Here is a 14600-nt window from a genome sequence, read left to right as displayed (position 1 = left end):
TTTCACTCAATAAACGGCAAAATTTGGCGATAAGCCCCGGAAAAGTCGGCTTCGACGGATCGGCTTCCCGCTGTCTAGACCGGCCCTGCCAGGGCAAAACGGCGCAGAGTATTACATAACTTTCAAAACCCAGGCTTATCCAGCGCGCCTCAGTCCACGCTGAAAAACAGGCGCCGGGCCAGGCGTCGGGAAATGCTTGCACGCTCGATTTCCAGGGTTTGTCGCACGCGCCCGGTCTGGCCGGTGCGGATGCGCGCGAACGCCTGCGCCTCCACCTCGGCCTGGGCCTGGCGCCCCATTCGTTCCTGCTCGGGGCTCTTGAGGTGGGCGGCATTGTCTTTGTAGTGGTCGTCCGGCCCTACGCGGCTGTCGTAGTGAAAATGCGCGTAACACAGCGCCTGCCCGGTGTGCGTGTCCACGACGGCGTACACCTGCAAGAAGTCCCGTGACTTGCCTTTGATCGGCACGCGTGCGCCCTGCCTCACAATGCGCACCTCGTTGAGTGTGTGCAAAAAATCCACATCTTCCGCGCTGCCCAACTTGAGCTTGCTGGCGTGCACGCGCGCCTGTACGCCGGCTGCATCCAGGCGCATCGCCGCCGCCCGAAGGTCGCTGGCCCGGACACGGGCGTTGGCCTGTTGCGTCGCCGCCAACCTCGACACGTCCAGCTGGCGCAGTTTGCTGTCGATATCGGCAGCGAGCATCCGCCGGCTGTTGGCCTGCGCCACGAGCAAGGCCTGCAGCGACTGCGGCTCACACTTGCCGGTCATGGCCTGCACGTTGTCGATGGCCTTGTCGACATCTGCCAGCAAGCGTTGCCCCTTGTTCATCAACGCCCCCAATTGCGGGTTGGCCACACGCGGCCTGGCCGGCGGTTCCAGCGGTTCCCATACACCGTCCTGCGCCTCGGTGAAGGTGGCAATCACAGTGCCTTTGTTATCCACCAGTTCCGCCGTGCCGGTGTCGCCGACCTGGGTCGGCGCCTTGATACGGGCGACGTACACATCACGGTTGCGGGTACGAATGATCTTTTTCTGTCGTGCACCCGTCGCCTGGGCTGGCTTAGCCGGCCTGGTGCCTGGTGGCGGCGCGAGCAGATCGGCCAGCGCTTGCTCCACATGCTGATGCAGGCTGGCCAGCAAGCCTTGAAGTTTTTCCAGATTGGCCAAGTCGAAGGTGTCCGGGGCCATGGCGCGCCAGAAATGAATATGGTCATCGGTCGTGGCATAGACATGGCTGAAGCTCTTGAGCAGTTCGACCCGCTCTTCACGGGTGGCGGGCATGTTTTCCAGCTCGGCCAGGGAGCGACTGGCCCAGCGGGCACGATTGATCACTTGGTTAAAGCTGTCGAAAAACTCTTCCTCCAAGGGCGGGCCCTCGAGATTGATGGTGATGCCCCACAAGGTGATCAGTTGCAAGGCTTGCAGGTCGAGGATCGATGGGCGCGCCGGTACATCCGCCGCCAGCGCACGCGCCTTGTTACGCCCCAGGCGTGGCACCGCTTGCAGTTGGTCCAGGTAGGTGCGCTCCAGGGTACGCCAATGGATGGCAGACTCTTCGGCGTCGACCTGTTCACGCATGCGCAGGTCAAGGTCGGCGTGGGCCTGACGGTTGAGGTCGGAGCCGGCTTCGTCTTCGCTCTCGTTCTCCAGCACCTCCAGCAGCGGCTTGATGCGATCATTGATCTGCGCCATCTGTTCACGCATGTGCACATCCAGCAAACGCAGGCTCAAAATCAGCGACTCAAGGACTTCACACAGCTCCTGCTCATAATGGGGGCGTGGCTTGATTTCACGCATGCGCATCAGCAATTGCAGTTCCTCTTGGGAACATTGCACCTTGTTTTGCAGTTCCTTGCGGTAACGCTCGCGCAACGTGGCCCGTTGCTCCTCGCTGATCTTGCTGGTTGTCTCCCGCGCCAGATGGCGTGCCACTTCCATCGTCGCGTTGGCCCTTGCCCGCCTGCGACCTGCCTCGCGGTATTGCTGCTCCAGGCTCGACAGCGACGCCTCGCCGGCCTTCAACTTGGCGTCGACGGCGGCGTCGGCATTGCCGCCCGCCAGACGCAACTGCCCATCGAAATCCCATTGCCCCTCGCCCAAGGGTTTCAACCAGGGCCCCAGGGTGCTGCCATCGGCGCTGACTACCCGCACCGCACCGGCTTTGATCGTAACGCGGTACAGCTGCCCGCGTATCAGCGCCTGCCACTGCGCCGGGGTGTGCGACGTGTCGCGCAGCAGGCCACGCTGCGGGCCGCTGTGCTCGGCCCCGGCCCATGAGCCGGAGAAAGCCCGGAGACTGAGGCCGCGCGCCCGTGCGATCTGTGCGGCATTCAGATTGCCACGAGCGTTGGCCCAGCCGGTCGGCGCGGTGAAGCGCATGGGCACTGGCACCTGCGTCGGCACCGGCGGGCTGGGTTCAGGCCGCGCCAGCGAGGCAAACACCGGCGCCTCCAACTGCAGAGGCCAAAGAGAGTCGTGGGGCGTCGCCTGATGCGCGAGGATCACCATGAGGTTGGTCAACACATCCATCACCGCCGCGCTCTTGGCCTGCGGATCGTCGCTGGCCAGGCGCTGGATATCGTTCTGCAAGCTCTCCACCAGTTGCAGCAGCCACCCGCCAAGCATCAATGGCTCGCCGGCAAACGGCAGCACGGCACCGAACAGCAACCAGCCGGCCTGCTTCAACTGGGCCCAGCGTTGCTCGACATTCGACACCGATTGCCGGTCGGCCAGTGCCACCAGTGCCCTGGCGGTGCCGTGGAAAATCAGGCTCGCGGGATCCTCGGTGCTCAGTTGCTTGCTGAGTTGCACCGGTGCAGGTTTTTCATAGGCGGTGAATTCATCGCCAGGCAGGAAATGGCGGATATGCGGTTCGTTAAAACCACCGTGGGCATACACCGCTTGCCGAGCAGGGGCCAGCCACGCCAGTACCTGCTCCTGCAAGGCACCAGGGGCCTTGATCGCGTCAAGCAGTGCCTCGATGGAGGTAAACGCCTGCAACGTCGGCGTCAGCAAAGGTCGGTACAACAGGTGTACGCCAACGCTCTTATCCCGAGGCCCGATGATGAACTGGTTGGTCACCTCGTCCGTCACCGCACCGGGCGCGGCCTTGAACGCCAGCGGCCACACGGCCATGGCCTGGCCTTGCACCTTGCGTTCAGCAGCCGAGGCTTGCAACGCGGCGTGCACACATTGAAAGCCGGCTTCGGTCAGGCCCTGTTCGGCCTTGATCTTCAACGCCAGCGCCAGCATCGGCAGTTGAACCCGCAACTGGGCCTGGAACAACTGCAAACGGCGCGCCGACTCTTGCGGGTCATCCAGCAGCTTTTCCTTCAGCATGTCCGGGTAGGCCTGGCCCACGTCGGCCTTGGTCACACAGCGTTGGAGCAGGCTGTAGGTCAGCCACTTGGGAGCTTTGGCGCCCTTGAGGGTGATGTCGCTGGCGGTGTGGGGAAAGCCGGCCAGGTTTTCCAGGGCCAACTCGGTCAAGGTCAGGGTGACCGGGTCTACTTCCCCGGCGATAAAGCCTCCCGGCACCGGGACGGCGGCGGCAACGACCCGATTGAATGTCAGTTGGATATCTTGCGCGCGCAGCTTCTGGGCAGCGGGCTCAGTGCGCAGACAGGTTTGCAAGGCGTTGTCGGCAAACTGCCGGATCGAGCCAATGCCGTCCAGAAAGTGCTGGCCGTTGCTGCGCTGGCGGGCCAGCACCAGGTTCTGGAGCAGGCGCGCATAGGCGATGCTGTCGGTATCGTCGGCCTGGACAAGCCAGTTTGGCATTGCGCTGCGCAGGGTCTGTTGCAAGGGAGCCAGGCTGGCAACGAACCAGCGACGTGGGTCGGTGATATGGTCCAACAGCCTCTGGTGCTGCCCCGGCAACAGGGGTTGGTGGCGGTCGATGCTGTCGATGTCGCGTAACTGCTGCGCCAGGTAACTGGCCGCCAGGGCGTCGAAGGGATCGCCCTCAACGTCCTGGGCAAACCATTGGCCTACCGCACCATAGGCCGGTAATAGCGCGGCGACGTCGTCCAGGCGGGCTAGCGGGTGGATACCACTGGCGGGGCTGAACATCAGGGTTTGTTGCCCATGGCTGAGCACCAGCACGGGCAGCATCTGCGGCCCATCCCGGCCTGGCTGGTACAAGGCACGAACGCGCAGGGCGTCACCATGAGCATTCCATTGTCGATCCGGCCGCACAGGGTGCAGCAGGTGCCTGGGGAACAGCGTGGCAAATTGCGCCTCGCTCAGGCCAGGGGGTTTGGGTGAGTCGTAGAGCAAGGCCAGCAGGTCGTCCGAGAGGTAACCCCAGCGCGTCATGTCCACCGGCAATGCTTCACGCCACCAGGCTTGCAGGCGTTGCGCATAGGCGCCGAGCAAGAGCGCGCCGCAGCGGTTGATCAGCGGCTCGAGTTGCGCAAGGGTCGGCCCGCCCGGCTCGAAGATCTCTCGACGCCGCTGCACGACCTTATGAAAGTCCGGCACCAGCAGCGTGGGTTTCGCGCTGGCGAGCCGCTGCACCACACGTTCGGCCAGGGACTGGTAAGCCAGCGTGCCGTCGCTGTCATTGGCGGTGCCGATGTAGATCAGGCCGGCTTGCCATATGCCGGTACCCAGGTGCTGGTCCAAGTAAGCCTGGGCGCTGTCTTGCGCGACTAACGGCAATGAGGGCGGTTCGCCAAACAGGGTTTCGATTTGCTCGAGGGTGGTTTGGCGGGGTGAGTCTGCTGAGGTATCGGGAGGTGTCATGAGGGGCTCGGTATGCGGTTAAACCGCAGACGCTACTGGCTGGTGCAGAACTGGCGGCTGTAAACAGTTAGCGCTGCTTGGGGCAACCCCAAATGCCTGCCCTTCGTAGGAGCGAGCTTGCTCGCGAAAAACTCACAGGCGCCGCGCTCATTCAGGAAGCACTCGTTATCGTTGACGGTTTTCGCGAGCAAGCTCGCTCCTACATTTGGATTTGTCCCCTCCTGACCGACAAACTGCGTCTACGCTTCAGACAAGTCCGATCAATCTGTAGGAATGGATCAATCGACTATGGGCGCTCTGCAGCACACTGATCCCCCCCAGGCTGACCTCGACCCCGACAGCCCGTCACCAGCGCCTTTGCCGAAAAAAACCAGACCCTGGCGTCGCGTGGGCTGGTTGATTGCGTTGATGGCCTTGATCGCTCTGGGTTTCGCCGCGCACCGGGAGGCGCAGACCTCACGCTGGCAGGCTCGTATATTCAGCGAGTGGGCGGCGAAGCTGACCTACCGGGTGGCCCCCGGCGCCAGCGATGCACTGGTGTACCCCGGCGCGGGCCCCTTCGATCAGCGCCTGGGCTACAGCGCACTGGGCGAGTTCCTGCCGCGTTTGCTCAAGCGCAACTACATGATCGAGTCCCAGGCGCGCTTTTCCAAGGCGTTGATGGACTACAGCCGTCACGGCTTGTTTATCCCCTACGCTGAGAAGATCCAGGCCGGCTTGACCATAACCGATTGCCGCGCGGCGCCGCTGTATCAATTCAACTACCCGACCCAGCTGTACGCCCGCTTGGATGACATTCCGCCGCTGATGATCCACAGCCTGCTGTTTATCGAAAACCGTGCACTGCTCGATCCCGAACCGGCGCAAGCCAACCCCGCCGTGGACTGGCCGCGCTTCGCCAAAGCTGCTTGGTCGCAAGTGGCGCGCCAGTTGCACCTGCCGGGGCAAGCGGCAGGCGGCAGCACCCTGGCCACCCAGCTGGAAAAGTACCGCCACTCGCCCGACGGCCTGACCCTGTCGGGCAGCGAGAAAATCCGCCAGATGCTCTCCGCCAGCGTGCGCGCTTACCAGCATGGCCCCGATACGCTTGCGGCGCGGCGCAACATAGTGCGTGATTACCTCAACAGCGTGCCCCTGTCGGCCGTGCCGGGCCACGGCGAAGTGCATGGCATGGCCGAAGGGTTGCGGGTGTGGTACGGCGCCGATTTCGCCCAGGTCAACCGCGCGCTTCAGGATACCGCCACCACACCGGCCAGCCTGGCGGCACGGGGCTTGGCATTACGTGAGGTGTTGTCGTTGATGATCGCCCAGCGCCGCCCTTCCCATTACCTGGCCAACGGTCGCGACGAACTCAAGCAACTCACCGACAGCCACCTGCGGCTGCTGGCGCAGAACGCGGTAATCGACCCGACGTTGCTCAAGGCTGCACTGGCCGCGCGCGTCACTTATCGCGACTGGCTGCAGCAGCCCACACTGCAACCGATCGACAGCAACAAAGGCGTCAGCGTAGCCCGCAGCCGCCTGGCGGCCCTGCTCAACCGGCCGCTGTACGATCTCGACCGCCTTGACCTCGCGGCCACCAGCACCTTGCAGGCCGAACTGCAAAACCAGGTGACCGGTTACCTCAAGCAACTGGCCGACCCGGCATTCGCGGGCAACATCGGCCTGCTCGGCGAACGCCTGCTGACGCCCGCCAGCACGCCGCAAGTGCGCTACAGTTTTACCCTGTTCGAACGCACCGCCGACGGCTCACGGGTGCGGGTGCAAACCGACAACACCGACCAGCCCTTCGATATCAACGAAGGCAGCAAGCTGGAACTGGGTTCCACCGCCAAGTTGCGGGTGCTCACCACTTACTTGCAAATCATCAGCGAACTGCATGATCGCTACGCCACACAAACCCCAGCAGCGTTGAAAAAGGCCGACATCGCCGAGCAAGACCGGCTCAGTCGCTGGGCCGTCGATTACTTGCTGCAGGCTTCGGACAAATCCCTGGCGACCATGCTTGAGGCCGCCCTGGACCGCACCTATTCGGCCAGCCCCAACGAAGGGTTTTTCACCGGCGGCGGGATGCATTATTTCCATAATTTTCGCAACGAAGACAACGGCCGCAGCCCCACATTGCGTGACGCGCTGCGCGAGTCGATCAACCTGCCGTTCATTCGCCTCATGCGCGACCTGACGCGCTACGTCACCTATGCCGGCGCCAACAACAGTGCGCAATTGCTCAAGGATGACGGCGACCCGCGCCGCCAGGAATACCTGGCCCGGTTTGCCGACCGCGAAGGCACCACCTTCCTGCTCAAGTTCTGGAAGAAGTACCAGAAAAAAGACACCCAGGCGCGCCTGGAAACCTTCCTCGACAGCCTGCACCCCACCGCGATTCGCTTGGCGGCCGTACATCGCTACCTGTTTCCTGAAGCAAACCAGGACACCTTCAACCGCTTCGTGCGCTCCCACCTGACCGGCGTAAAAACCACCGCAGCCCTCAGCGACGAGCGCCTGCAACGCCTGTACAAGGACTACGGCCCCGGCACCTACGACCTGCCCGACCAAGGCTATATCGCCAAGGTCCACCCCCTGGACCTGTGGTTGCTCGGTTACCTGCTCAACCACCCGCAGGCCACCTTCAGCGAAGTGGTCAAGGCCAGCCAGTTCGAACGCCAGGAGGTGTACAGCTGGCTGTTCAAGAGCCGTCATCAAGGCGCGCGCGACAGCCGTATCCGCACCATGCTCGAAGTCGAAGCCTTCCTGGATATTCATCAGCGCTGGCAAGCGGTGGGGTATCCGTTCGATCACCTGGTACCGTCGCTGGCTACCGCCATCGGCAGTTCGGGAGACCGCCCCGCCGCGCTCGCGGAACTGATGGGCATCATCCTCAACGACGGCGTGCGCGGCAAAGTGCTGCGCATCGACAGCCTGCACTTTGCCGCCGGCACCCCTTACGACACCCGTGTGGTCAACACGCCCGACCCCGGCAAACGGGTGATGCCGTCCGAAGTTGCCAGCGCCTTGCGCGGGGCGTTGTCGCGAGTGGTGGACGCTGGCACGGCCAAACGCGTGTCGGGCAGTTTCACCCAGGCCGACGGCACGCCAATGGCCATGGGCGGCAAGACCGGCACGGGCGATAACCGCATCCAGGCAATGGGTGCCGGTGGGCGCTTGATCAGTTCCAAGGCGATCAACCGCACCGCCACTTTTGTGTTTTTTATCGGCGACCACCACTTCGGCACACTCACCGCCTTTGTGCCCGGCAGTTCGGCGCAAGGCTTCAAATTCACCTCGGCGTTGCCGGTGCAAGTGCTCAAAGGCATGGCGCCGTTGTTGATGCCTTATCTGCAAGGGTCGGGTGAGGTGATGTGTGGTGGTTCCTGATTGGGTGGCGTGCCAGCCACTGAAGTCGTTGGCCGCCCAACCGCTTTCAAACCTAGACCTCCGAATCCCAGATCACCGTGACCACGCCCGTGTAGGTGCTACCGGGCTGCTTGAGCATTTCCTTCACGTCGTCCCGCTCCACGGTAAAGTGCAGGCTCGCGGGGCGGTTGTTGACGTAATAGCCGGGTTGGAACAGCTCGGTGCCGCTGCCGTCCAGGCGCAAGGGCAGCTTGTTCACGGCCTGGCCGTACTGGTCTTGCAAGCCATAAGGCAAGGTCACCCCGACCTGCAGCGGCACCTCGTCGCCCGCGCCGTTGCGCAGACCGCAGGTGTTGCCGATGGCCAGGCTGCATTCGAGCTGCATCTTGAAACGTCCGCTGGCGGAGATGACGAAGGTCTGGTCACGGAACAGTTTCGACGGTTGTCGCCCGCGATTGAGCCAGGCTTGCCAGCCGCCCTCGGGCAGCAGTTCAACGCGGTTGCCTCCCGGTGGCAGGTCGACCTTGAGGTTGTGCTCCACCGACAGGGTGAAGTTGAAAGTCAGCGTATTGTCGTTGGGCATCATCACATCGCCGAGATCAAAATCCCCTCCTGGGCCGATGCTGTAACTGACCGAACCGCGGTATTCACCGCTGGCCATGCCCAATGGATTTGGGGTCTTGAGTTCATAGCCATACTCGACGGGGTTATAGACCATCTGCGGAATCGGCGAGGTGGGGACCACGTTGCAAGCCCCTGCATTTTCAGGAATGGTCCAGAAGTAGAGTAAAAAAGTGCTGGACGCCGCGATATACCTGACCCCCTGACACGGTGCTGCACCATAACGCCAGTAATAATCCCAGGAGCCATTTCTGGCCCAAACGCCCACTCTGGCGCCACCGCCCAGGCTCCATCGGCCACCGAAGCCGGCGATGCGCATCTGTACCGTTTCAACCTGACCCGTGGCGATATGGGTCACCTGCACATCGCGCCAGGAGGACGGTACCTTGAAATACGCGCCCTTGCGCGGGTCTTCATGGTCCGCCTCGATTTGCGCGTTCGAGTTGAACACCAATTCGTTGGTACGAATACTGAAGGTGTTGAGTGACTCGCACAGCGCCGGCACATGCCAGGCACAGATGCCACTGTGGGGGGTGGTGTTCTGGAATTTATTGACCATCGGGTTGGTCGGGTCAGGGCGAAACACCGCCGAGATGTTTTGCTCCAGCGCCTGCACCGGCAGGCTCGCCCAGCTGAGGCCCAGCGCCAGCGCACAAGGCCCCAGCCATTTTTTTGTAACGGTGAACAGTCGCATAATCGCTCCGTATCGCGGGCCCACAAGGTTTCACTCGCCAGGCTTATGGCGCGGGAAAATCGAACATCAAGTGCACCGTGCCGTAATACTCGCCACCGCGGTAACCGTCAGGTGGTTCGATAGCGGCAATCTCCAGTTCGGCGCGGCGCCCCGGGCGCGCCTCCTCGGCACTGAGTACCTGCGTGGCATCCAGGGTCAACGGCACCCGATTGAACAACACCTGCAACTCGATACGGTTGCGCCCGCTCAGCAAGTACGGGGTGTCGCCCAGGCGGGCGGTCACGCCACCGTTGATGTTCTTGACGTCGAAGTTCTTGCGCAGGCGGCCAAGCCGCGCCGTCGCCAGGTCCCACGCCAGCACTTGGTCATGCCCCATCCAATCCGGCTCGGAAGGCAGCACATAGGCTTCTTCGATCGGTATGGTCACCGACACATCGAAGCTGTGGCGTTCCTGGAACGCCTGCGCCGGCTCGCCCAGGAACACAGGGGTCATCAGTACCGCCAGTGCCGTCAGTTGCTTGAACATTGTCATCACCCGTTGCTGTTGACCGTCATCGGTTTTTTGTCGCGGCCTTCGATCAGCTGGAAACTGAACTGGCGCTCGGGCTTTTTCTCGAACACCAGCTGACGGCCGGGCAGGATGTGGTGCTTGGTGGTGGCTTCACAGTCGGTTTTCTTCGCCACCGAACAGTCCCGGAACTCATCGAGCACCACCACGCTGTTGCCGGCATTGCGCAAGGTGTACTGGCTGGTGGTCTGGCTGATCTGCGTGTCGAAACGGGTGTTCTGTGGGCGCACGAAAAACACCGTGCCATAACCGGCCATGACGTTGACCCCGGCGGCCAGCGCGTCCTTGTACTCGGCCCGCTCTTCATCGGTGACAGCAAAGTCGTCTTCTTTTTCCGGCACCACCGGGATGAAGCGCACACGGAAGTAACGTTCCGTGTCGCGCTGGCCCATGTACAGCAAGCGGGTGCCCTGACGCCCGCCCGCCGGCACGATCAGCCGCGCCGGGCTGGCCATCAGGCCGTCACGGTTGGTGGCGCCGCCCTTGGCGTCAGTCATCGAAGTAATCGGCACTTCCTTGGAGGTGCCGTCGGCGTTGTAGACGATTTCCAGCACATTGACCTTGATGAATGCGGTACTGGTGCCGCCGTTATAGACACGCTTGAGGTAGGAACTGCGATCGCCCTCCAGGTAGTCGTACACCACCCCCACGTTGATCGCCGGCCCCGCCTGAGCGGACAACGACAACAGCACCAGCCCGACCGATAACACTGCTTGTTTCATGTTTGATTACGCCTCATTGATTGAACCCAGCCCAGCGGCTGATGTGCGGTAGATGCCTGCCTAGACTTCCGAATCCCAGATCACCGTGACCACGCCGGTGTAGGTGCTGCCCGGTTGTTTGAGCATTTCCTTCACGTCGTCTCGCTCCACGGCAAAGTGCAGGCTGGCGGGGCGGCTGTTCACGTAGTGGCCGGGCTGAAACAGCTCAGTGCCGGAACCGTCCAGGCGCAAGGGCAGCTTGCTCACGGCCTGGCCGTACTGGTCGCGCAAGCCAAATGGCAGGGTCACGCCGACCTGCAGCGGCACCTCGTCGCCGTCCCCGTTGCGCAGCCCGCAGGTGTTGCCGATGGCCAGGCTGCACTCGAGCTGCATCTTGAAACGGGTACTGGCCGAGATGACGAAGGTCTGGTCGCGGAACAGCTTCGAAGGTTGCCGCCCGCGATTGAGCCAGGCTTGCCAGCCGCCTTCGGGCAACAGCTCGATACGGTTGCCTCCGGGGGGCAGGTCAACCTTGAGGTTGTGCTCCACTCGAAGGTCGAAGTTGAAGGTCAGCACATCATCGTTTGGCCGGTAAATGTCACCAAAATCGAAATCCTGGTGCGGCCCGACCCCGTAAGTAATCGACCCTCTGTATTGCCCAGCATCCATGTCCAGGGGGTTAGGTGTCCTCAGTTCATATGTGTACTCAAGCATGCTGAAACTGGAGGAGGGAACATTGAACGGCGTCACTAGATTGCACGCACCGCCACCTTCCGGTATCAGCCAGAACCACAGCCGCAACGTGGGGGCCGCCGCCCACATGCCGGTGTATTGGCAGGGGGAAGGTGGATGCGTCCAGTTGGCGGGTAATGAACTCCACGCATGCACGCCCGGAGGGTTGGTTGTATTGAAACGGCTGCCAATACCCGAGATACGCATCTCGACGGTTTTGCGGTCGCCCTTGGGTGATATCACCTCGAAACTGCGCCACTCGGAGGGGACCTTGAACATCAAGCCTTGACGCGGATCCGCATGGTTGGCCTCTATCGGGCCGGTGGCGACAAAGTTGATATCCCAGGTGCGGATACTGAAAATTCCCAATGCTTCACACCGTGCCGGCATATGCCCAGGGCATACCCCGCTCTGCGGGGTGGTATTGGTGAACCTGTTCACCATGGGATTGCTGGGGTCCGGTCGGAACTCAGCGGTAATGTCTTGCGTGGCCGCAAGGCCCCAAGGGGTGAACGAACCCAACGAAGCGGCCAATACGACAGCGCGCCACATTGTGTTGCCAGGCTTGTTCATGCTGATCAACTCGTTGCTGCGAACGCATGCTGTTCTGGGTAAAAAATTCATCCGGCCGCCTCTGACGCATGGGCGACTTCGGCCAACGTATCCGGCGTGCAGCGCAAGTCGCCGATCATCAGCACGTCGCTTTCGCTTGGCGCGTTGCTGGGGTCCAGACGGAACTGGCACAACAGCTGGTTCTGGTAGCGCACTTGCAGGGTGGGTGAGCTGGAACTCATTTCCATGGAGAAGAACCCATCTACTTCGCTGACCCCACGGCTGGCGTGATTGATCACGTGGTGGCCGCGCAGAGGTGTGCCGTGTTCATCCAGCAAGCGGCCCAGCACGGTGACGGTTTTCATCACCGTGACTTTGCGGTAGTCCACACCGCCCTTGTTCAGGTGGTAGCTGGAGCGCGCCGGCTGGATATTGGCCGCCGGTGGGTGGTTGCCTTCAAAGTCGAAGGCCACGCTGCTGCTCTTGTAGGCCGACACCGGCACATAATTGCGCCCGGGCCGCAACAGGGTGCTGCCGCCGCCCAGGTCATCGGCGCGCAAGGCGATCTCGTCGAGGTCGGTTTCCACGTCGATGATCATGCCGGCACCGTTGCCCTGGTACTGGCTGCTCAGCAATACCTTGCCGGCACCGGCCACCAGGGTGCTGTTGAGGTTCAGGCCACCGCTGAAGTCGCCGTTGAAGGAACTGCGCTGCACGAAGCCGTCACCGCTGACCGCGTCGGTATTGAAACTGGCCATGCCCGACAGGCCGACGCCATAGGTGTCGGTGATCGCCGTGGCCGAGACGCTTTGCAGGAAGTGGTCGGTCAGGTCTTGGCGCAAGGTCACCGAGGCGTTGTTGTCACGCCCGCCGTCACGGGCGGTGCGGGTGCCGATGCTGCCGGAGATCTGCCGGCCATCGCGGCCCAGGTTCATGCTGACACTTACGTCTACACCACGATTGCGCGCGTCGTTGGTACCCGAGGTACCGGGCCGGTCGAACACCGAGAAGCGCCAGTTGGCATCGCTGCCGAACAGCTTGTCATGACGGCTCCAACCCAGGTCGATACCGGCGCCCTCGACATTGCCTTCGCTGTGGGACAGGCGCATGTTCAGGGTGTTTTTCGCATCGAGCCGGTGGTTGACCGACAGCGCCGTGTTGCTGGCCTCGCCCACGAAGGTATTGCGGCGCAGGCGGGTGCCGTCCGGCAGGGTTTCGTAGGTGTCGCGGGTGTCGAGCCAGCTGCGCGTGTGGCTGAACACCAGGTTGGTGGCGCCCAAGGTGTAGAGCGCTTGCAGGTCCATGCCGGTGCCGTGGTCCTGGGTCTGGTACAGGTTGGTGTAGAGACTGGTGTTGTTGGCGACCGTCCAGTCCACCGAACCGCCGTACTGCAGTTGTTCACGCACCTGGCGTGCCGACAGGCCGAGGATCACCCGTGGGTGCAACAGGTAGTTGATGGACGCGCCCGCAGTCATCGCGCCAGAGGCTTGTTCGTCCCAATTGCTGAACAGCTTGGTCTCGCGCCCGGCAAACAGGTTGTAGCGCCACGGGTCTTCGGCGTTGCGCCAGTTGCTGGGTTTGTACACCAACTCCTGGGTGGTGCTGGTGGTCAGGCCGTCTTCCACCAGGCGCACTTCCACTTCATAGATACCGCCGGGCAATGGCCGGGTGTCCAGGGTTTGCAGGCCGGCTGCCACGGCTTGGGTGTTGATCAACAGACCGTTGCGGTAAATCTCCACCGCCGCCTGGCGGTTGGCGGTGACATAGATCGGGTACACGCTGGGCTTGGCATTGTTGATGGCCAAGCTGTCGGAACTCCCGTACATCAGGCCCAGCGCTGTGTCAGGGCTGGCACCGAAGCTGCGCAGTTGGCGGGTCAGGCCGTCGGAATTGGGGGTGAAATGACCCAGGCGAAAAAATTGCCCTTCCATTTCCCGCTGGGTGTACAGCTCATGGATCGCGTGGCGCATCTGTTCGTTATCGCCACTCTGTCGCGCCAGTTGCAGGTTGAACACCTGGCTCCAGTTGCCAATGCTGGAACTGGCCTGCAGCCCGTAGCGACCGCCCAGTTTGGTGTCCTGTCCACCGTTGAGGTTGAGCTGGTTGTTGATGATCAACCCCAGGCTGCCGTCTTCCGGTTGCTGGTAAAAGCGCGGTGCATCGTCATTGAGCTCGACATTCTGAGTGATGATCGCCAACTGGGAGTTTTCCAGGTTGTAGAACGCCGAGAGCATTTTTTCCGGACAGGATTGGGTACAGGCACCCAGCGCCACGCCTTTTTCCAGCAGGGCTTGCCAGGTGTCGCGGGTGGCGGCCGGGACCTTGCTGTCACCGGTGTCGGTGAACTCGAGCAGGGTGACGCGATCATCCCGGGTCAACACAATCAGCGCCTCGCCCAGCAACTGCTGGTCAAGGTCTACACGTACCGCCAGCGGCACGTCGAAAAAGTGATCGGCAAAACCGGCGGGCAAGCCTTGGGCCTGACTCAGCAGATTGCCGGTAGTCAAAGCGCCCGAGGCAGCAGGTGCGGCCAGGGCACTCGTACACATCAACAGCGCAAGCGCCGTCGCGATAGGCGTCATCGGAAACATGAACGGAACACTCTGAATGCCAAAAGACTGGAAAAAACC

General features: G+C 62.3%; 7 protein-coding genes. 1 reads left to right on the top strand and 6 read right to left on the bottom strand.

Annotated elements, in window-relative coordinates:
• Positions 1-149 precede the first annotated feature (149 nt).
• Positions 150-4748, bottom strand: coding sequence for a hypothetical protein (locus TX24_RS20870; RefSeq protein WP_057711000.1), 4599 nt, complete (start codon positions 4746-4748; stop codon positions 150-152).
• Between the two features lie 288 nt (positions 4749-5036).
• On the opposite strand from TX24_RS20870, the gene TX24_RS20865 reads away from it, so the two are divergent.
• Positions 5037-8123, top strand: coding sequence for a transglycosylase domain-containing protein (locus TX24_RS20865; RefSeq protein ID WP_057710999.1), 3087 nt, complete (start codon positions 5037-5039; stop codon positions 8121-8123).
• A gap of 52 nt (positions 8124-8175) precedes the next feature.
• Here the strand turns inward: TX24_RS20865 and TX24_RS20860 are convergent, their stop codons facing one another.
• The 5 genes from TX24_RS20860 to TX24_RS20840 are packed head-to-tail and all read right to left on the bottom strand — an operon-like array spanning position 8176 to position 14561.
• Positions 8176-9417, bottom strand: a complete 1242-nt coding sequence (locus tag TX24_RS20860) for a hypothetical protein (RefSeq protein ID WP_003188893.1) — start codon at positions 9415-9417, stop codon at positions 8176-8178.
• A gap of 43 nt (positions 9418-9460) precedes the next feature.
• The gene (locus TX24_RS20855; RefSeq protein WP_003188892.1) at positions 9461-9943 is read right to left on the bottom strand and encodes a CS1 type fimbrial major subunit; all 483 of its coding nucleotides are present in this window, start codon (positions 9941-9943) and stop codon (positions 9461-9463) included.
• A gap of 5 nt (positions 9944-9948) precedes the next feature.
• On the bottom strand, positions 9949-10707 hold the full coding sequence (locus TX24_RS20850; RefSeq protein WP_003188891.1) for a hypothetical protein: 759 nt from the start codon (positions 10705-10707) through the stop codon (positions 9949-9951).
• A 60-nt stretch (positions 10708-10767) separates the two neighbouring features.
• Positions 10768-11991, bottom strand: coding sequence for a hypothetical protein (locus TX24_RS20845; protein ID WP_244175886.1), 1224 nt, complete (start codon positions 11989-11991; stop codon positions 10768-10770).
• Between the two features lie 47 nt (positions 11992-12038).
• Entirely contained in the window at positions 12039-14561 is a 2523-nt protein-coding gene (locus TX24_RS20840) for a CS1-pili formation C-terminal domain-containing protein (protein WP_057710998.1), read from the bottom strand.
• Between the last annotated feature and the right edge of the window lie 39 nt (positions 14562-14600).

This window comes from Pseudomonas lactis, assembly GCF_001439845.1.
In the GTDB taxonomy this organism is placed as follows: Bacteria; Pseudomonadota; Gammaproteobacteria; order Pseudomonadales; family Pseudomonadaceae; genus Aquipseudomonas; species Aquipseudomonas lactis.
Note: the sequence above shows the minus strand (reverse complement) of the source record. Positions and strands in the feature narration are given on the sequence as shown.